At 68.4% G+C, this 19942-nt stretch carries 16 protein-coding genes; 4 read left to right on the forward strand and 12 right to left on the reverse strand.

The annotated features are described in order from the left end of the window. Window positions 1–9: 9 nt before the first annotated feature. The 3 genes from WIX41_RS08360 to WIX41_RS08370 all read right to left on the reverse strand — a co-directional run bounded on the left by WIX41_RS08360 (window position 10) and on the right by WIX41_RS08370 (window position 2366). A complete protein-coding gene (locus tag WIX41_RS08360) occupies window positions 10–918 on the reverse strand; it encodes an NAD(P)/FAD-dependent oxidoreductase (protein WP_339446622.1) in 909 nt (302 codons plus the stop codon). Continuing rightward, window positions 908–1360 carry an Rrf2 family transcriptional regulator gene (locus WIX41_RS08365; protein WP_339446623.1) on the reverse strand — a complete coding sequence of 151 codons (453 nt, stop codon included), beginning with the start codon at window positions 1358–1360 and terminating at the stop codon, window positions 908–910. Before WIX41_RS08365 ends, WIX41_RS08360 begins: the two co-directional genes overlap by 11 nt. A gap of 103 nt (window positions 1361–1463) precedes the next feature. Beyond that, window positions 1464–2366: a LysR family transcriptional regulator gene (locus WIX41_RS08370; protein WP_339446624.1), complete on the reverse strand. Its 903-nt coding sequence runs from the start codon at window positions 2364–2366 to the stop codon at window positions 1464–1466. Between the two features lie 126 nt (window positions 2367–2492). On the opposite strand from WIX41_RS08370, the gene WIX41_RS08375 reads away from it, so the two are divergent. Beyond that, window positions 2493–3707: an MFS transporter gene (locus tag WIX41_RS08375; RefSeq protein WP_409187347.1), complete on the forward strand. Its 1215-nt coding sequence runs from the start codon at window positions 2493–2495 to the stop codon at window positions 3705–3707. A gap of 70 nt (window positions 3708–3777) precedes the next feature. Then, window positions 3778–4581, forward strand: a complete 804-nt coding sequence (gene dkgB, locus WIX41_RS08380) for a 2,5-didehydrogluconate reductase DkgB (RefSeq protein ID WP_339446625.1) — start codon at window positions 3778–3780, stop codon at window positions 4579–4581. A gap of 207 nt (window positions 4582–4788) precedes the next feature. On the opposite strand, the gene WIX41_RS08385 is transcribed toward dkgB, so the two are convergent. Further along, window positions 4789–5487, reverse strand: coding sequence for an alpha/beta fold hydrolase (locus WIX41_RS08385; RefSeq protein ID WP_339446626.1), 699 nt, complete (start codon window positions 5485–5487; stop codon window positions 4789–4791). Between the two features lie 176 nt (window positions 5488–5663). On the opposite strand from WIX41_RS08385, the gene WIX41_RS08390 reads away from it, so the two are divergent. After that, window positions 5664–6197: a hypothetical protein gene (locus WIX41_RS08390; protein WP_339446627.1), complete on the forward strand. Its 534-nt coding sequence runs from the start codon at window positions 5664–5666 to the stop codon at window positions 6195–6197. A gap of 130 nt (window positions 6198–6327) precedes the next feature. Here the strand turns inward: WIX41_RS08390 and WIX41_RS08395 are convergent, their stop codons facing one another. Together WIX41_RS08395 and mgtE are read right to left on the reverse strand one after the other, a co-directional pair. Continuing rightward, on the reverse strand, window positions 6328–9063 hold the full coding sequence (locus WIX41_RS08395) for a bifunctional acetate--CoA ligase family protein/GNAT family N-acetyltransferase (protein WP_339446628.1): 2736 nt from the start codon (window positions 9061–9063) through the stop codon (window positions 6328–6330). A 189-nt stretch (window positions 9064–9252) separates the two neighbouring features. After that, window positions 9253–10623, reverse strand: coding sequence for a magnesium transporter (mgtE, locus tag WIX41_RS08400; protein ID WP_339446629.1), 1371 nt, complete (start codon window positions 10621–10623; stop codon window positions 9253–9255). A gap of 324 nt (window positions 10624–10947) precedes the next feature. Here mgtE and WIX41_RS08405 point away from each other — a divergent pair, with 324 nt between their 5' ends. After that, on the forward strand, window positions 10948–12750 hold the full coding sequence (locus WIX41_RS08405; RefSeq protein WP_339446630.1) for a monovalent cation:proton antiporter-2 (CPA2) family protein: 1803 nt from the start codon (window positions 10948–10950) through the stop codon (window positions 12748–12750). A gap of 393 nt (window positions 12751–13143) precedes the next feature. Here WIX41_RS08405 and WIX41_RS08410 read toward each other — a convergent pair whose 3' ends face one another. The 6 genes from WIX41_RS08410 to WIX41_RS08435 form a co-directional block, all read right to left on the reverse strand. Further along, window positions 13144–16254, reverse strand: a complete 3111-nt coding sequence (locus tag WIX41_RS08410; RefSeq protein ID WP_409187472.1) for an ankyrin repeat domain-containing protein — start codon at window positions 16252–16254, stop codon at window positions 13144–13146. A gap of 223 nt (window positions 16255–16477) precedes the next feature. Continuing rightward, a complete protein-coding gene (locus WIX41_RS08415; RefSeq protein ID WP_339446632.1) occupies window positions 16478–16744 on the reverse strand; it encodes a YcgL domain-containing protein in 267 nt (88 codons plus the stop codon). 198 nt (window positions 16745–16942) lie between these two features. Further along, window positions 16943–17380: an excinuclease ATPase subunit gene (locus WIX41_RS08420; protein ID WP_339446633.1), complete on the reverse strand. Its 438-nt coding sequence runs from the start codon at window positions 17378–17380 to the stop codon at window positions 16943–16945. A gap of 85 nt (window positions 17381–17465) precedes the next feature. After that, a complete protein-coding gene (locus tag WIX41_RS08425; protein ID WP_339446634.1) occupies window positions 17466–18758 on the reverse strand; it encodes a beta-ketoacyl-ACP synthase in 1293 nt (430 codons plus the stop codon). Further along, entirely contained in the window at window positions 18758–19489 is a 732-nt protein-coding gene (fabG, locus tag WIX41_RS08430; RefSeq protein ID WP_339446635.1) for a 3-oxoacyl-ACP reductase FabG, read from the reverse strand. Before fabG ends, WIX41_RS08425 begins: the two co-directional genes overlap by 1 nt. Further along, window positions 19486–19941, reverse strand: coding sequence for a hotdog family protein (locus tag WIX41_RS08435; protein WP_339446636.1), 456 nt, complete (start codon window positions 19939–19941; stop codon window positions 19486–19488). The genes fabG and WIX41_RS08435 overlap by 4 nt, the downstream gene beginning before the upstream one ends. Window position 19942: the final 1 nt, after the last annotated feature.

Consider the following 19942-nt stretch of genomic DNA (forward strand, 5'->3'; position numbering starts at 1 on the left):
GCTTCCATGTCACGCCACCGCCGCCCCGTCTTCCGCCACCAGCGCGTGGTGCATGCTGACCCCGGCTCGCACACCTTCTGCACTGGCCAGGGTGATGTTTCCCATCAACGTTGCATCACCCGCCGCGTATACACCGGGCACGGTGGTCTGCTTCTGCGCATCCACCCGCACCAGCACGCCTACCGGGCTTTCTTCCAGTTCACAGCCGAGCTGCTCCACCAGCGCCGCGCCCATTTCCTGGCGCGCGCTGACGAACAGCGCGCGCAGATCGATGCGGCGTCCATCAGCCAGCAGCGCACCACTCAACTGCGGTGCGTCGCCTTCCAGTGCCACGACCGTTTCGGTTTCGATCTGCACGCCGCGCCGCTGCAGCGTACCCAGCTGCTCGTCGTCCAGTGCCATGCCCTGCGTGAACAAGGTGACCTGGCCCCAGTCGGCGATCAGCCCGGCCATGATTGGCGACATCGGATGCCCGCCCAGCAACCCGATGGCACCACCGCCCACCTCATAGCCGTGGCAGTACGGGCAGTGCAACACGCTGTGGCCCCAGCGTTCAGCAAGGCCGGGGAGTTCGGGCAACACATCGCGTATGCCGGTGGCCAGCAGCAGCTTGCGCGCCGCCCAGGTTTCGCCGGCCGCAGTGCTGACCGCGAAGCCATCCACCGTGGCATGCGCGTCGGTGACGGTGTCATTGGCCCAGCGCACGCTGGGGTAGCCGAGCAGCTGCGCCTTGGCCTGGCGCAGCAGGTCGCTGCCGGAGATGCCGTCCAGACCCAGCACGCCATGGGAGTGGCTTGAGAAGCGGTTGCGCGGCAGGCCGCTGTCGATCACCAGCACGCTGCGGCGCGCACGCGCCAGCATCATGGCGGCGGAGAGGCCGGCGAAACTGCCGCCGACGATCACGGCATCAAAGGTCATGCGGAACTCCTGTGGCGTGCTGTGCCAGGTGCTGGGCAAAGGCGTCGCCCAAGGCAGCCAGCGTGGTGGCGTGCAGGCGTTGTTCGAGCAGCGCCTGCGCCTGTTGGTAGCTCTCATCAAGGGCGGCGTTGACCACCTGCTGCACCGGGCAGCCGCGCCCGGTTTCACGCGCACCGGTGTGCAGCAACGCGGGCGACCCGATGGCGACATACACATCGTGCAGGGTGATCGTGGCCGGGTCGCGCGCCAGCTGGCTGCCGCCGCCATGGCCGCGCACGGTGCGCACCAGCCCGCCCTTGTGCAGGGCCGCCAGCAGGCGGCGGATCACCACCGGGTGGGTGGGCAGGCAGGTGGCGAGCTGTTCGGAGGTGCGCGGCCCGGCCTGGCCGACCAGGTGGGCCATGATGTGGAGCGCGTCGGAGAACTGGTTGCTGGATTTCATGTAACACCAATAGTTACATATTTAATCCCCGCCGGGTAGCGCCGGCCGTTGGCCGGCCCATGCAGGCGTCTCACCGTTCATGAGGGCCGGCCAACGGCCGGCGCTACCGGAGGAAGGCCTGGCCCGTCATGGCGTCTGCCAGGTAGTCGAGGAAGCTGGTGATGCGCGCCGAGACGGCAGTATTGCGGTAGTACACCGCATGGATGGGCTGACGTACTTCTACGGTGAGCGCCGGCAGCACCTGCACCAGCGTGCCCGCGTCGCGGTCGCGCTGGGTCATGAAATCGGACAGGCAGACCACGCCGGCCCCTTCCAGCGCCAGCCGACGCAGGGTTTCACCGCTGGACACGGCCACCGCCGGGCGGATGTGCAGCAGCGCATCGGTGCGGCCGGGCAGCGGCCAATGGTTGAGCGAATCGGGTTCGTTGAAGCCGAGCAGCGCGTGGTTGTCCAGATCCTCTACTTGTTTCGGGGCGCCGTGCTCGGCCAGATAGGCCGGGCTGGCCAGCACCCGCAGCCGGCTGTGCGCGAGCGGGCGCGCATGCAGGGTGGAATCGGCCAGCGGGCCGATGCGGATGGCCACGTCGGTGCGGCGCTCGAGCAGGTCGATGTAACGCTCGCTGCTGTTGAGCTCCAGCTGCACCTCCGGGTATCGCGCGCGGTAACCGGCCACCAGCGGGGCGATCACGTGCAGCACGAACGGGGTGGCCGCATCCACGCGCAGGCGACCGGCCGGGCGCTGCCGGCGCGCCGTCATCTGCTCTTCGGCCGCTTCCACCGAGGCCACGATGGCGCGGGCCTGGGCCAGGAACGCATCGCCTTCTTCGGTGAGCTGCAGCCGGCGGGTGGTGCGGGTCAGCAGGGTGGTACCCAGTTTTTCCTCCAGACGGCCCAACGCCCGGCTGACCCCGGAGGTGGTCTGGCCCAGTTCCTCGGCCGCCGCGGTGATCGAGCCGCTGTCGATGACGGCGATGAACGCCTGCATTTCATCCAGGGTGGTCTTCATGGCAGGCAATCGAGGGTGGGGCGTCCATTATTGACCATGAAGCAAGAGTCATTGGCGTGAAGGCCGGTTTTTCTGCAAGAGTCCGGCGCGCAGACTGCGCAGCCTCTTCTTCCACCGGTAACGCTCATGTCCCGTGGCATCCCCTTGGCCCTGTTGGCGCTTACGCTGGGTGCGTACGCCATCGGCACCACTGAATTCGTCATCGTCGGGCTGATCCCGACGATTGCCGCCGATCTCGGCGTGTCCCTGCCCTCGGCCGGTCTGCTGGTGTCGCTGTACGCCCTGGGCGTGGCGGTCGGTGCGCCGGTGCTGACCGCGCTGACCGGCCGCGTGCCGCGCAAGACCCTGCTGGTAGCCCTGATGGTGCTGTTCACGCTGGGCAATGTGATTGCCTGGATGGCGCCGAGCTACGGCTCGCTGATTGTGGCGCGCGTGCTTACCGGGCTGGCGCATGGTGTGTTCTTCTCCATCGGCTCGATCATCGCGACCTCGGTGGTGCCCAAGGAGAAGGCGGCCAGCGCGATCGCGATCATGTTCACCGGCTTGACCGTGGCACTGGTCACCGGCGTACCGCTGGGCACCTTCATCGGCCAGCACCTGGGCTGGCGCGCCACCTTCCTGGCGGTGGCTGCGCTGGGCGTGATCGCGCTGATCGGCAGCCTGCTGTTCGTGCCGCGCAACCTGCAGCGCAGCGAGCCGGCCACGTTCGGCCAGCAGCTCTCGGTACTTGCGCAGCCGCGCCTGCTGCTGGTGTATGCCATCACCGCGCTGGGGTATGGCGGTACGTTCCTGTCCTTTACCTATCTTGCGTCGATCCTGCAGGACGTCACCGGTTTCTCGCCGAACGCGGTGAGCGGAGTGCTGCTGGTGTATGGCGTGTCGGTGGCGATCGGCAACCTGTGGGGTGGCCGCCTGGCCGACCGCCGCGGCCCGATCCCCGCGCTGAAGCTGATCTTCGGGCTGCTGGCGCTGGTGCTGTTCGCGCTGACCTTTACCGCGCACAACACCTGGCTGGTGCTGCTCACGGTGCTGGCGCTGGGCGCGGTAGCGTTCGGCAACGTGCCAGGGCTGCAGGTGTATGTGGTGAAGCAGGCGCAGCGCTTTGCGCCGCAGGCGGCGGATGTGGCATCCGGATTGAACATTGCCGCGTTCAACGTGGGCATCGCGATGGGTGCTTCGCTGGGCGGGCTGGTGGTGGACCACCTGGGGCTGATGCACACGCCGTGGCTGGGCGCGCTGGTGGTGCTGGGCGCGCTTGGGTTGACCGTACTGAGCGGGCGGCTGGACAGGCGCGACGGCGTTGCCGAACGCGCCGAGGGCATCGCCGTGGCCGCGCATTGATCATCTCCCCTGTTTCTCACGTTTAACACTGCACGGCGTAGCCTGCATTTCCCCCACTGAAGGAGTTTCCATGAGCATTCCCGCATTCGGCCTGGGCACGTTCCGCCTGAAGGGCCAGACCGTCATCGATTCGGTCCGCAACGCATTGGACGTGGGCTACCGCGCCATCGATACGGCGCAGATCTACGGCAATGAGGCCGAGGTTGGCCAGGCCATCGCCGAGTCCGGCGTGGCGCGCGAGGACCTGTTCCTCACCACCAAGGTGTGGATTGCCAGCTTCGAGCACGATGCGCTGCTGGACAGCCTGCGCGAAAGCCTGCGCAAGCTGCGCACCGACCATCTCGACCTGACCCTGATCCACTGGCCGTCGCCGGACGATGCGGTACCGATGGCCGAATACCTGGGTGCGCTGGCGCAGGCCAAGGCCGAAGGCGTGACCCGGCAGATCGGCATTTCCAATTTCACCATCGACCTGACCCGGCAGGCGATTGCGATCCTGGGCGCCGATGCGATTGCGACCAACCAGATCGAGGTACACCCGTACCTGCAGAACCGCGCGCTGATTGCGTTCCTGCGCGAACAGGGCATCCATGTCACCGCCTACATGAGCCTGGCCTACGGCGAGGTGCTGAAGGACCCGGTGATCCAGGCGATTGCCGCGCGGCATGACGCCACGCCGGCACAGGTGGCACTGGCGTGGGCGTTGCAGCAGGGCTTTGCGGTCATTCCGTCGTCAACCCGGCGCGAGAATCTGGCCAGCAATCTGTTGGCGGTGGATCTGCGGTTGAGCGACGAGGACATGGCGCAGATCGCCACGTTGGATCGCGGTCAGCGCTTGGCGAATCCGGAAGGCATCGCGCCGGCGTGGGATTGATCGGTCGCTCAGTGATCGTCGGACGCCTGGGTTGGCAGGGTTGGATCCCGATCAACCGCCGACCACGATGATCGGCGCGGCGAACGCATGACTTCTGCCGAAGAGCGCTTCTTCGACGGAGGTCATGCCACAACAGAACGTGGCACCGTTATCGGCAGTCGATCGGAATGCGACCCTACCACTGGTTGCCCAGCGCGTCAGATGCGCTCAGGCCAACAACCAGTCGCGCATGGCGGCGCTCACTTCTTCGGGCTTTTCCATGGGCGCGAGGTGGCCGCAATCGGGCAGCACCACCAACGTTGAACCGGGTACCAGCGCATGCATCTCCTCGCTGATCGGCAGCGGGGTGATGCGGTCGTTGGCGCCGCAGAGGATCAACAGCGGGTCGCGGTAACCGTGCAGCACGTCGTGGCCGTCCACGCGGTCCAGCGCGCTCTGTCGCAGGAACACCTCGGCGCCGAGGCGGGCGGTCATGTCGCGCACGCGCTGCACCAGGACGTAGTCGTCCAGCCGCGAGGCGTCGATGTAGCTGCGCATGAGTTTGTCGCCGAAACCGTGGAAGGTACCGGGCAGGCGCACGCTGGCGCGCTGCGACTGGCGTTGGGCGGCACGCTCGGGAGAGTCGGCGTGGAAGGAGGTGTCGATCAGCGCCAGCCGCAGCACCCGTTCGGGGGCTACGCGCAGGATCTGCTGGGCCACGAACCCGCCCAGCGAGAAGCCGGCCAGGGCGAAACGTTCGGGTGCCTGGGCCAGCACGTCCTCGACCACCGCCTGCATCGTCTTGCCATGGGTCTGGTCGCCGACGCTGCAGTCGGCGATGTCGGAAAGGGCTGCAATCTGCTCGCGCCACAGTTCGGCGTCGTTGAGCAGGCCAGGCAGCAACAGCAGGGGAATGCGTTCGGTCATGCCGCCATTGTCGGCGATCCCGGCGGCGGTGGCGTGTCGCCTGCGGCCCGATGTGTTGCAATCGCCCGTTTCGTCGGTGCTGTGAAAACAGCGACTTACATGCGCTGCGTGATGCAGTACCCGTGGGTGATGCGCTGCTGACTAGGCTGAAGCGCTCTCAACCACGTGAGCCCTGCATGTACTCCATTTCAGGCACCAACTCCGCCACCGCCACCCCCACCCCGCGCTCCCTTGAACCCGGCGCGGTACAGATGCCAGGCGCCAGGGCCGGGACTGCAGACGCCTCCGCAGATACACCTGCGCCACGGCCTGCACTGCCGCTGGACCTCATCGTGCAGAAAGAGCAGGCGTACTTCCACGCGATCACCCCGGAACTTGAAGTCGCGGTAGCCAAGGCCGGGCTGCAGACCAGTGACAGCCGCGCGGCTGCGCTCGGCAGGCAGCTGATGTACATCACCAATCCCTGTGCGATTGGCGCGCTGTCGCTGTCGCAGTTCCGCCTGCAGCATGTCGGTGCCGATGCGCGGGGCTATGCACTGGTCGCCGCCCTGCCCGCCCCGGGCGATCTGAGCGATCCACGGTTCGGGATCGGTTCGCTGGCCTATCAGGTGTTGTTGGGCAATGACTGCGCGCCCAGGGACGACGGCCTGGGCGGCATGCCACTGACGCACGCCGCCCGCTTCCTGACCCTGGCCACCCAACCCCGGTGAATCGTCGCGCGGCACCCTGCAGGCCGCACGGTGCCGCGCGGACGGTAGGATCGGTTCCCGAACGATCGCCTGTACCGGTGCGACGTTCTGTAACGCATGACCATGGACGAAGACGCCTCTGTGTTACAGGTCATGCGTTAAGCGTGTCACCTTCGGGCGGCAGCGCGACGCTGGCGTCCTGCACCGGCAGGGTGACCACCATCACCGTGGGGTCGTCCGGATCCAGCTTGGTCTTGAAGCCCAGGCTCTGGCACATGGCCAGCATGGTGCTGTTCTCGCGCAGCACCTGGCCTTCGACGATGTTCAGTCCCAGCCACTGGGCATACTCGATCATGATGGCCATCAGGCGCCAGCCGATGCCATGACCCTTGAGGTCGGAACGGATCAGGATGCCGTATTCGCCGCGGTCGTAATCCGCATCGGCATGCAGGCGCACCGCGCCGAGCATGTCGCCGCTGCGCGGGTCGATCGCCACCAGGGCGATGGAGCGGGCATAGTCGAGCTGGGTCAGGCGTGCAATGAATTCGTGGCTGAAATGCTTCACCGACTGGAAGAAGCGCAGGCGCAGGTCGTCATCGGTCACGCGGGCGAAGAACGCGCGGAACAGCGCATCGTCTTCCGGCCGCACCGGACGTACGAAGGCTGGCGCGCCGTCGGACAGGGTGATGGTGCGTTCCCACTCCTTCGGATACGGGAACACGGCAAAACGCGGATGGCCGCGGCCCTTGTGCAGCTTGCGCGAGGGCGCGATGGCCACGCGCGCGTCGAGGGCGATGACGCCATCGCGGTCGGCCAGCAGCGGGTTGATGTCCAGGGTCCGCACTTCGGGAATGTCGGCGGCCAGCTGCGCCAGCTTGACCAGGATCAGTGCGACGGCGCGTTCGTCGGCGGCCGGTACATCGCGGTAGGCCTTGAGAATGCGCGAGACGCGGGTGCGGCCGATCAGCTCGTGGGCCAGGCGCAGGTCCAGCGGCGGCAGGGCCAGCGCCTTGTCGTCGATCACTTCCACGGCGGTGCCGCCACGGCCGAACACCACCACCGGGCCGAAGGTCGGGTCGTCGGCGATGCCGGCGATCAATTCGCGCGCCTTGGGCCGCACGATGGTGGGCTGCACCAGCACGCCGTCGATGCGCGCGTTGGGGCGCATCTCGTGGGCACGCGCGAGGATTGAACTGGCCGCGGCCTGCACCGACTGCAGGCTACCCAGGTTGAGGCGAACGCCATCGACATCGGATTTGTGCGGGATGTCGGCCGAGAACACCTTCACCGCTACCGTGGCGCCCTGCTCCAGCAGGGGCTGGGCCAGGTCCATGGCTTCATGTGGATCCCGCGCCTGCATGACCGGCGCCGAGGGAATGCCATACGCCGACAGCAGCTGGTGGGTGGCGATGGGATCCAGCCATTGTTGGCCCGCTGCGAGCGCGGCTTCGACAATGGCGCGCGCCGCCGCCGTGTCGACCACGAAATCCTCCGGCAGGCTGGGCGGGGTTTCCATCAGCGCGGCCTGCGCGTCGCGGTAGCGGACCAGATGCTGGAAGCCGCGCACGGCGTCGGCTTCGGTGGGATAGGTCGGCACGCGCGCGGCGTTGAGGGTGGCGGTGGCGCGGTCGTCGTTGCCCAGCCATACGGCGAACACCGGCTTGTCGCGGTGGTGGCGCGGGCGCAGGCCGAGGGTGCGGGTCAATGCCTGCGCCGCATCGGCTGAAGAGGTAAAGGCGGTGGGCACGTTGACCACCAGCACCGCGTCGTTGCCGGTGTCGGACATCAGTGCGTCGATGGCGGCAGCGTAGCGCTCGCCATCGGCGTCGACGACGATGTCGACCGGGTTGCTGCGCGACCAGCCTTCCGGCAGCACGGCGTCCAGTTCGGCAATGGTGCCGGGCGAGAGTTCGGCCAGGCTGCCGCGCAGGGCCAGCAGCTGGTCCACGGCCAGGCGCCCTACCCCGCCGCCATTGCTGAGGATGGCCAGCCGGCGACCGGGGAACGTGCCCAGCCGGCCAAGGGTTTCGGCGGCGGTGAACAGTTCGTCCAGCGCGCTCACGCGCAGCAGGCCGGCCCGGTTGAAGGCGGCGCCGTACACGGCATCGGAGCTGGCCAGCGCCTGTACGTGGGTGTCGCCATCGGGATCGATGCGGATGTGGCGACCGGATTTGACCACCACCACCGGTTTGGCGCGGGCAGCGGCGCGCGCGGCGGACATGAATTTGCGCGCGTCGCGGATGTGTTCGACGTAGAGCAGGATGGCGCGGGTGCGGTAATCGGTGGCGAAGTAGTCGAGCAGGTCGCCGAAGTCGACGTCGAGCGCATCGCCCAGCGAGACCACGGCGGAAAACCCGACCGAGCGCGCCACGCCCCATTCGACCAGGGCAGCGGCGATCGCGCTGGATTCGGAGATCAGCGCCAGGTCGCCGGCCTGCGGGAAATGTGCGGCGATGCTGGCGTTGAGGCGTGCGTGCGGGGCGATCACGCCCAGGCAGTGTGGGCCGAGGATGCGCAGGCCTTTCGGGCGCGCGGCGGCTTCGACCTGCTCGCTGAGCGAGCCTGGGCCCTGGCCCAGGTTGGCGGTGAGGATGATGGCGGCGGCCACGCCGCGTTCGGCGGCAGTAGCCACCACCTGCGGCACGATGCTGGCCGGTGCGGTGATGACGATGAGCTCGGGAACCCAGTCGAGGTCCTTGAGCCGTTTGACCGTGCTGATGCCGTCGATTTCGCCGTAGCGCGGATTGATCCAGGCGACCTTGCCGGGAAAGCCGGTGGCGCGCAGGTTGCGCATGACCGCGCGGCCGGCGGAGCGCTCGCGCGGGCTGCCGCCGACAACGGCCACCGATTGCGGACGGAACACGGATTGCAGGTGGTAGGTGCTCATGGGGTCGAACAGGTACCGGGACACGTGGTGACACGGTACACGGGTGGCGGTGCGGTTGGGATGATCTGGCGCAATGCCATCGGTGCGATACGAAACGGCGTGGCAGGCCCGGCGTAGCGCCACGCCCTGCGTGGCTGCTCTCCGATCAGGCACCGCGCAGCCACGCAGGGCGTGGCGCTACGACGGGAATTACAGCAAGGTGCCGCGCAGGATCATCGCCGCTATGCTGAAATAGATCACCAGGCCGGTGACGTCGACCAGGGTGGCCACGAACGGGGCCGAGGCGCTGGCCGGGTCGAAACCGAGGCGCTTGAGGATGAAAGGCAGCATCGAGCCGGACAGCGAGCCGAAGGTGACGATGCCGACCAGCGCCGCGCCGATGGTGAGTGCCAGCAGCTTCCAGTGTTCGCCATAGTCGTGCAGGCCGAGCAGCTGCCAGGACACGATGCGGATCATCGCCAGCACGCCGAGGATGGCGCCCAGGGTGATGCCGGTGGGCACTTCGCGCAGGGCGACCTTCCACCAGTCGCGCAGGCGCAGTTCGCGCAGGGCCAGGCTGCGGATCAGCAGCGAGGTGGCCTGCGAACCCGAGTTGCCGCCCGAGCTCATGATCAGTGGAATGAACAGGGTGAGCACCACCGCGCGGGCCAGCTCGTCCTCGTAATGCTGCATGGCGCTGGCGGTGAGCATTTCACCCAGGAACAGCACGCTCAACCAGCCGGCGCGCTTGCGCAGCATCTCGACGAAGCCGATCTGCATGTACGGCTTTTCCAGCGCTTCCATGCCGCCGAACTTGTGCGCGTCTTCGGTGGATTCTTCGATCAGCGCATCCAGGATGTCATCCACGGTGACGATGCCCAGCACCTGCTGGCGCGCATCGACCACGGGGATAGCCAGCAGGTCGTGGCGGCGGATCAGCTGGGCCACTTCTTCCTGGTCGAGCATGGCATCGACGGTGACCGGCGGATTGACCTGGGCCACTTCCAGGATCGGCTCATCCGGCAGGCCGGTGATCAGCCGGCGCATGGTGACCACCTGCTGCAGGGCCTGGGTGCGCGGGTCCAGCACGTAGATGGCGTACACGGTTTCGCGGGTGCGCTCGACTTCGCGGATGTGCTGCAGGGTACGGCCCACCGTCCAGTCGGCGGGCACGCTGACGAATTCGGTGGTCATCAGCGCGCCGGCGGTGTGCGCCGGGTAGTTGAGCAGCTGCTGGATGGCCTGGCGTGATTCGGCGCTGAGCAGCGGGATCAGGCGTGCACGCTCGTCCTCATCCAGTTCGTGGACGATATCGGTAGCACGGTCGTCGGCCATCAAGCCCAGTAGCGCGGCGGCCTTGGCCACCGGCAGCGTGGCCACGAGGTCGCCACTGCGGTTGAGCTCGGGCTGTTCGAGCATTTTCACCGCGCGCGGCAACGGCAACGCGGCCAGGGTGTCGGCAGCGCGCGACAGCTCCAGGGTGTTGAGGTATTCCACCGCGTCGGCGGTGTTGAAGTCCTGCAGGGGTGCGCTCAGGGCGGCGGCATCAGCCACCGGGCGCAGGAGGTCTTTCTGGTTCATGGGGTTCGCCTTGTGGATCGCGATCACGCGACGCCAACGCTGGCGAACCGTCCCGTGTCAGGCGGTGGCCATCGCTGGCGTCGAGCAAGGTCGACTTCTACTGTCGCTGGACATCGGTTTGGACTCCGGGAGGGTGTGTGCGCTGCGGGCCGCCCGACCAACGGTCGGGCGCTACCGAACTGCGCCGGCGGAGTCTGGACCCGTGGGCAGGCGGGGTCAACCCCTTGCCGGTCTGCGTTCGGGCGCGGTTGAGGGTCATTGACGCAGCGAGCCGCATAATGGGGGGCCGGCAACGGGCCGACGCTTCGACACGCAGGATTCCCCATGCATAGCGGTGCCCTGGAACTGGCCCTGGTGCTGCTGCTGGCCGCGGTGATCGCGGTGCCGGTGTTCAAGAAGCTCGGGCTGGGCGCGGTGCTGGGGTATCTGGCCGCCGGCGTGGTGCTGGGCCCGGACGGGTTGGGCTTCGTGCAGGACGCCGACCGGATCCTGGGGGCGGCCGAGATCGGCGTGGTGATGCTGCTGTTCGTGATCGGGCTGGAGCTGTCGCCCACGCGGCTGAAGGTGATGCGGCGTTCGGTGTTCGGCGCCGGTGCGGCGCAGGTGGCACTGAGCGCGCTGGTGCTGGGCAGCCTGCTGATGCTGGACCACTTCCAGTGGAAGAGCGCGCTGATCGTGGGCATCGCGTTGGCGTTGTCGTCCACGGCGGTGGGCCTGCAGCTGCTGTCCGAACACAAGGGCATCAACAGCGATTACGGGCGCCTGGGCTTTGCCATCCTGCTGTTCCAGGACCTGATCGCCATTCCGCTGCTGGCCGCCATTCCGCTGCTGGGCGGAGCCAGGAACCAGACGCTGCAATGGAATGACGTGGCGATAGCGCTGGGCGCGCTGGCGGTGGTGATCCTGTGCGGGCGGCCGCTGCTGCGCCGGCTGTTCAACATCATCGCGCGCACGCGCAGCCCGGAAGTGTTCACCGCGATGGCGCTGCTGGTGGTGCTGGGCACGGCGTGGTTCATGCAGGAAGTCGGGCTCAGTCCCAGCCTGGGTGCGTTCCTGGCCGGGGTGCTGCTGTCGGATTCGGAATTCCGGCATGAGCTGGAATCGCAGATTGAACCGTTCAAGGGCCTGCTGCTCGGGTTGTTCTTCATCGCGGTGGGCATGGGCATCGACCTGGACCGCGTGGTGGCCGAGCCCGCAGTGATCGCCATCGGCGTGACAGTGCTGCTGGTGGTGAAGTTCGGGTTGCTGTTCGGGATCGGCAAACTGGCACGGCTCAGCACGCGGCATGCGGTGATGCTGGGCAGCGTGCTGTGGCTGGGCGGTGAGTTCGCGTTCGTGGTGTTCAACGAGGCGCAGCGCGCGCACCTGCTGGGCAGCGCGAACCACGACCGGCTGGTGGCTATCGTGGGGCTGTCGATGGCGCTCACCCCGCTGCTGATGATCGCGCTGCTGCGGCTGCTGGGCAGCGAACATGCCCCGAAGGACGACAAGCGCCCGGCCGACAAGGTGGACAATGGCGGTACCCAGCCGAGCGTGATGATTGCCGGCATGGGCCGCTTCGGCCAGGTGGTGGCGCGCGTGCTCACCGCGCAGAAGATTCCGTTCGTGGCGCTGGAGTCGAACCCGGACACGGTGTCGGACCTGCGCCGGTTCGGCAACAAGCTCTATTACGGCGACCCGACCCGGCCCGAGATGCTGCGCGCGGCCGGTGGCGAAAACGTGCGCGTGTTCGTGATCACGCTGGACGACCCGGACGCCAACATGCGCGCCACCCGGCTGATCCGGCGCATGTATCCCAACGCGGTGGTACTTGCCCGCGCGCGCAACCGCCAGCATGCGTGGCGCTTGATGGACATGTCGGCCGAACCGTTCCGCGAGGTGTTTGGTACCAGCCTGGATCTCAGCGAGCGGGTGCTGACGGCGCTGGGGATCCCCGGCTCCACGGCCCGCGCGCACGTGGAGCGCTTCCGGGAGCACGACGAAAAACTGCTGCGCGACCAGTACCTGGTCTACGACGACGAGGCCGCGGTCATCCAGACCTCACGCGACGCCAGGGCAGACCTCATGCACCTGTTCGAGGCGGACGCGGAACGCGACGGAGCAGCAGACGCCGAGCGCCGCGATTGAACGGATGATCCGGCGCTGTCGCAGTCTCCCTGGGCCGGCCAACGGCCGGCGCTACCGGGCGACGGCCGAACCCGATCCCGATGGGCCCATGTGGTTGATTGATCCCGATCCCGATGGGCTCCCAACGGTTCGTAGCCCCGAAGAGAACGGCAGGAGCCGTTCTCAACGTCGCGTAGCGACGGCCCGCAGGGTGCCCGCCAGGACGGCGGGCATAAGAGAACGGCAGGAGCCGTTCTCAACGTCGCGGAGCGACGGCCCGAAGGGTGCCCGCCAGGACGGTGGGCATAACGTTGGCCGGACACCGCGCAACGCGCGGCCCGGAATTCCGCAGACACGGACCAAAACCTCGCGAACCACCCCTCGCGGTTGACAACCAACCGAAGCCGACCGCCGTTACCCGTTATCCCGCAGGAACCTGGCCATCGACGAAACCCCCGGCACACGCGGTTCAAACTCCCCCGCCACGTCAATGAACCCCCGCATCACCGCAATCTCGCGCGGACTCCGGTTCAGCGCGTCGCGCACATCCGGATCGGCCCCCGCCCGCAGCAGGCGCTGTACCAGCAGCGGCAGGCCGTGCAGCGCAGCCAGATGCAACGGCCCAAACCCACGCGGATCGCGCGCGTCCAGCGACACGTCCTCATCCAACAGCCGTTCGACGGCAGCCAGCACGATCTGCTCATCGCACGCCGTACCCGGCTCGGCACGCGCACCCAGCAACAACAGCAGCGGCGTTACCGATCCGGCCGCAGCCTGGTCCGGTTCGGCGCCGGCCAGCAGCAGCGTATCCAGCAGCGCCAACAGGCGTGCCCGGTCGCGCGCGCCAAAGCCGTACAAGGCCACACAGTGCAGCGGACCCAGCTGCTGCGCATCGCCAGCATGCACGTTGGCACCGGCAGTAAGCAGCCGCGCAGCAATGTCCGGCAGGCCCAGCGCCGATGCCAGCATCAGCACGGTCACGCCGCCCGGCAGGCGGTATTCCAGTTCCGCACCGGCATCGAGCAGCGCCGACACGATATCGATCTGGCGCATGCTCACCGCAGCCGACAGCGGCGTGGCACCACTGGCGGCGGCGTGCTGCGGGTTGGCGCCGCGCGCCAGCAGCAGGTCGACCACGGCCAGGTGACCGCCACCGGCGGCGCGCAGCAGCGCGGTACAGCCCTGCGCATCCACCACGTCCACGGCAAAGCCCAGGTCGTTCAAGCGGCGCACGGCATCGGCGTCGCCCGCCATCGCGGCGGCCGGAAGATCGGCGGCGCGCAGCGCACGGCGCGGCAAGGGCCACACGCGCCAGTCCAGCCAGTCGGCCAGGTCGCGGCGGCCGATCGACAGCGCCACGCCCAGCGGGGTCTGGCCATCGGCGGCGCGGGCTTCGGGCGAGGCGCCCTGCTGCACCAGCAGTTTCAGCGAGGCCTCGCGGGCCAGCGCGGTGGCCAGGTGCAGTGCGGTCATGCCGTGGCTGTCGCGCGCTTCGCGGTCCACGCCCAGGGTGAGCAGGCCCTGCTGCAGGCGCAGCCAACCCAGCCGCACCGCCAGCGACAACGGCGGGTCGCCGGCCGGTGAAGCAGCGAACGGATCGGCGCCGCGTTCAAGCAATTCCAGTGCGAGCTGTTCGAGCCCACGCGCGGCCTGGTCGTGCTGGGCGCAGGCGCTGAGCAGGCGCGCCAGGCCACCGGTACCGGCCGGAGACACCCCCCGGCGCAGCAGCACCTGCAATGCAGGCACCGCATCGATGCCGCGCGCCAGCAGCGCGAACATCGGGGTGTCCCCGCACGCGTCGAGTACTTCCGGGGCGGCGCCATGCGCCAGCAGCCACTCCACCGCGTGCGGATCCAGCGCCAGTTCGGCGGTGTGCAGCAATCCGCCCAGCTCTTCCGGGCTGCACAGGCGTGCCAGCGAGGTCATGCCATCCACGTTGCCGAAGCCCAGCGCTTCGCGCAGCAGGTCCAGCGGCGGACGGTCCGGCAGCGCCGGGCTGCCCTGCCCGGCATCAGCGTCACCGGCACTGGCCAGGCCATCGCTTACCGCAGCCGGCAGCGGGTAGCTGCGGTCCAGCAGCGACACGATCGCCCAGCGCCCGGCGGCGGCGGCAATATCCACCGCGCGGCGGCCCTGCGGATCGGGGACGTCGCCGGCAATGCCCAGGTCAAGCAGCCGGCGCACCAGCAGCGGCGAGACGTTGTCGGCCATGCACGCCAGCAGCACTGCGTTGCGGCCTTCCACATCCACCACGTGCAGGTCGGGTTTGTGCGGCAGCAGGTGTTCGACCACGCCGGCACGGCCGGCGCGCGCCGCTTCCAGCCACGGCGTGCGCGACAGCGCATCGCGCGATTCAAGGTTGGCGCCAGCGGCCAGCAGTACATCGATGATGTCCACGTGCCCGGCCAGGGCGGCTTCATGCAGGGCGCTGCGGCGCTGGCGGTCGCGCGCGTCGGCACGGGCCTTGTGCTTGAGCAGCAGCTGCACGCCCGCCGGATCGTCTTCTTCGGTGCCGGCGGCGGCCAGCAGCACGGGCGTGCCATCGGCCGGTTCGGTGCGCGCACCGCGCTCGAGCAGGAACCGCGCCAACCGCCAGTTGCCCACCTGGCAGGCGACCGCCAGCGGCGACCAGCCGTCATTGTTCAGCGCGTCCACTTCGGCTGCGGCATCGCGCAGCAGCGCCGCCACGCCGGGATCGGAACTGCGCGCAGCGTGGTGCAGCGGGGTGTTGCCCTCGCTGTCGACCGCGCGCGAATCGGCGCCGTTGGCCAACAGGGTCATCACCGCTTCGGGGCGGCCATGCCAGCTGTCGCGGGTGGCAGCCAGCAGTGGGGTCATGCCCTTGTGCGGGGTGTTGACGCCGACGCCACGGGCGATCAGCTCACGCAGCAGGCGCAGGTCCGGCAGCACGGCGGCAAGCACCACCAGGCTGCGCTGGTCGCGCCAGCTCGGATCGGGCAGGCCCTGCGGGTCGGCGCCGGCGGCCAGCAGCTGCAGGGCGCGGTCCACGCGGCCGCTGCGCGCGGCTTCGTACAGCGCCGGCAGGCGTTCGTGCTGGGCCAGCGGCTCCAGCGGCTGGGTCGGGTCGTCGTGCTGCGCGGCGGTCGCGAACGGGTCGCTGTCCAGGTCCAGCACGCTGCGGCTGCCCAGCGGATCGGCCGGGGCAATGCGCTGCAGGGCCAGGTGGGCCAGCGGCGAACCGATCAGCACCGCCAGCGCGAACGGCCAGCGCAGGCCTTCGGGGACCAGGCCCGGCCACGCCGGCAGCACCACCAGCGCGCAGATCGCCACCACCAGCGCCGCCACGATCAGGCCACGCCAGGCGCTGAGATCGCGGCTGGCCAGGGTGCGCCAATGGCGCGCCAGGCTGCCGTCGCTGCGTTCAATCTCATTCCACAGCGGCCAGGTACGCCAGACGCCAAGCAGCGCGGCACTGACCGCCACGCTCAGGCCGAGCGCGGCCGCCAGGCTGCCGCTGTCGTGCAGCGCGCCGAGCGGCCAGGCCACCAGCAGGGCGAGCAGCATCGGGCCCACCGACCACAGCGCAAGCAGTGCAGGCAGGTCCTGCCGCCCCAGCTGGGGCAACGCCGGTACGGCGCGGCTGCGCCGCCACCACGACACGCCCAGCGCGAACGCCGGCTGCGCCAGTGCCGCACCCAGTGCGGCCGGCACGCCACCCAGCACCACGGCCAGCGAGAGCAGGCCGCCTGTGGCAAAGGCGATGGCGGCGGCGCGGGTGCGCGGGAAATCAGTCATCGCGGCGCGGCACCTTCACGGGCGCGACCGGCGGCGGTGGCATCTGCAGGTGGAAGCCGCGCTCGGCGAGATTGGCGCGCACCTGGTCGGCGTCGGCCAGGGCGAGGCGACGGTTGGGGGTCAGGGCGACTTCCAGCACGAATGCGAACGGCGCCAGCGTGGCCTTCAGCGCATCGGGGATGGCATCGAAGGCGTCGCGGGCGGCGAGGTAGACGTAAGTGTCCTGCTTGCGTTGGCTTTTGTAGACGTAGGCTTGCATTGCCCGCGGGGCTTGGCCCTGGGAATAGATACGCCGATTGTGGAGTAAAGCGGGCAACTACGAAAGGCGGCTGGGCGCGGAGGTGTTGATTTGAGGGTGCGCGGCAGATTCAGGTTCATCAATGTCGCGGCGGTGTTCAGGTAGAGCGGCCGCCGTGAAGTGCACGGCGACCGCCCCCGGGCGAAATAACGCGCAGCGTTATTTCACCTTGGCGTAGGTTCCCTTCAGGGCAACACCAGCGAGGATGGCGCCCGCGTAGCATTCGAAGTTGGTGGTGCTCTTGAATTCGTTCTTCTTGTAGTAGCTGACGACGTCGACCACGGCATTGGCGCCGCGCGACCTGGCGCCATCCTGCAGCGCCTTCAACGCCGACAGGGCCACCCAGTTGCACGCCACGGTATCGCTTTTGTTGGCGGCGTTGGTCTTCTTGTTGGTCACGTCTTCGCCGAGGCGCTGCTGGATGTTGACCTTTTGGCCCGCCAGGAAGAAGCGGACGCTGCCGTCGATGCCGGCATCCTTGGCTTCCTGGGAGTTGATCAGGTCTTGCAACGACAGCTCGACCCGGGTGTCACGGGCGTTGGCGGTACTGGCCAGGCTGAGCAGGGCGGCTGCGGCAATCAGGGCAAAACTACGCATTCAACTATCTCCTTGTTGGTGAAGCACAGGGTGCACGGGGGAAGCGGTTTTCTGGGGCTGTCGGGTTGGCGCCAAGAGCAGCCGACTAACAGTCGGCTCTACCGTCGGTTGCTGCGCCGGTTGTTGCGGCGGTCGTGTCGTTTGGCCAGCGGCGGAAGATCAACGAGGTGTTGATGCCGCCGAAGGCAAAGTTGTTGCTCATCACGTACTCGGGCCGCATCTGGCGACCCTCGCCGCGGATGAAGTCGAGCGCGCCACAGCGCGGGTCGACCTCGTGCAGGTTCAGGGTCGGGGCGAACCAGCCTTCGCGCATCATTTCGATGGTCACCCAGGCTTCGAACGCGCCGCAGGCGCCGAGCATGTGGCCGACGTAGCTCTTCAGCGAGCTGATCGGCATGCCCGCGCCGAACACCTGGGCGGTGGCCTGGGTTTCGGCGATGTCGCCGTGTTCGGTGGCCGTGCCGTGTGCGTTGACGTAGCCGATCTGACCCGGCTCCAGGCCGGCGTCTTCCAGCGCCAGGCGCATGGCCTGGGCCATGGTGTCGGCGGTGGGCTGGGTGACGTGCTGGCCATCGCTGTTGGTGCCGTAGCCGACCACTTCGGCCAGGATGGTGGCGCCGCGCGCCTGCGCGTGTTCGAGATCTTCCAGGATCAGGGTGCCGGCGCCCTCGCCCAGCACCAGGCCGTCGCGGTGGGCGTCGAACGGGCTGGGCGTGGTCCTGGGCGCGTCGTTGCGCACGCTGGTGGCGAACAGGGTGTCGAACACCGCCGCGGCGGTGGCGTCGAGCTGTTCAGCACCGCCGGTGACCATCACTGTCTGCTTGCCGCTGCGGATCGCCTCGTAACCGGAACCCACGCCCTGGCTGCCCGAGGTGCAGGCGCTGGAGGTGGTGTAGACCCGACCGGACAAGCCGAAGAACACGCCGATGTTGACCGGCGAGGTGTGGCTCATCATCTTCAGGTAGGTGGTGGCGCTGATGCCTTCGGTGGTGTGCTCGTGAAGCATGCGGCCGAATTCGGCGGTGGCTTCATGGCTGCCCGAGGACGAGCCGTAGGCCACGCCCGCCAGGCCGCTGCGCAGCACCGGGTGGCCGAGCAGGCCGGCCGCTTCCAGCGCCAGTTCGGTGGCGCGCACCGACATCACCGCCACCTTGCCCATGCTGCGGGTGGTCTTGCGGTTGTAGTGCGAGGGCAGCTCGTAGTCTTCGGCCGGTGCGGCCAGGCGCGTGTTGAGACCGTCGAAGATCTCCCAGCCGGAGATGTAGCGCACCGCGTTTTCCCGTGCATGCAGGCGCGCGCGGATGCTCGGCCAGTCATGCCCCAGCGGGCTGATGGCGGCGGCGCCGGTAACGACGACGCGACGATCGGGTCGGCTCATCAGACCATGCCTCCGTTGACCGAAATCACCTGGCGGGTGATGTAGCCGGCCGATTCGGAGAGCAGGAAGGAGACCGCGTGCGCGACCTCGTCCGGCTGGCCCATGCGCCCGGCAGGAATCAGTTTGAGCGCGTGCTCGAGCACCTCTTCGTTGACCATGTCGGTCTCGATCAGGCCCGGGGCCACGCAGTTGACGGTGATCGCGCGGCTGGCCAGTTCCAGCGCCAGCGCCTTGGTGGCGCCGATGATGCCGGCCTTGGCCGCGCTGTAGTTGGTCTGGCCGCGGTTGCCGACCAGCCCCGACACCGACGACAGGGTGACGATGCGGCCCGGCTTGCGCCGCCGCACCATCGGCATCACCAGCGGGTGCAGCACGTTGTAGAAGCTGTCCAGGTTGGTGTGCACCACCGCGTCCCAGTCCTCGGCCGGCATGGCCGGGAAGGCGCCGTCACGGGCGATGCCGGCGTTGCAGACCACACCGTAATAGGCGCCATGCACCTCGACATCGGCCTCCAGCGCGGTACGTGCGGCCTCGCGGTCGGACACATCGAACATCAGCACGCGGGCCTGGCGGCCCAGCGCCTGGATCTGTGCGACCACCACCTGCGCTTCCTCGATACGGCTGCGGCAATGCACCACCACATCGAAGCCATCGCGCGCGATACGCAGCGCCACGGCGCGGCCGATGCCCCGGCTGGCGCCGGTCACCAGCACGGTCAGATTCCCTGTCATGCCTCTCCACTCTCCAGATAAGCCATCGCATCGCGTGGTTCGAACACCGATACGTTGGCGACCGCCAATTCAACATCGCCTGCCAGGATCCGGCAGGCAAACATGCCCAGCCCATTTTCGCCCATCAGCTCGCACTGTGCCTCCACCCGCAGGCAGCTGCCCGGCGTGAAGGCCGGCTGGTGGGCGGTGTAGCGCCGCGTGCCCAGCAGGAATCCAATCGAGGGATCGCGCCCTTCGGCGCGCGCGCGGCACCCGGCCCAGGCCGCAATCGCCTGTGCCATGTACTCCACGCCCACCCAGGCCGGTACCCCTTCGGGCGTGGAGAACAGGCCCTGCGCCGGCACGTCCACTTCGACCACGATGGATTCTGGCTGCCAGTCGACCACCCGGTCGATCAGGCGCAGGCTGCCGCGATGCGGCAGCACGCTTTCGATATCGGCAGGCACCTGCATG

Source organism: Stenotrophomonas sp. AB1(2024) (genome assembly GCF_037482345.1).
GTDB lineage: Bacteria > Pseudomonadota > Gammaproteobacteria > Xanthomonadales > Xanthomonadaceae > Stenotrophomonas.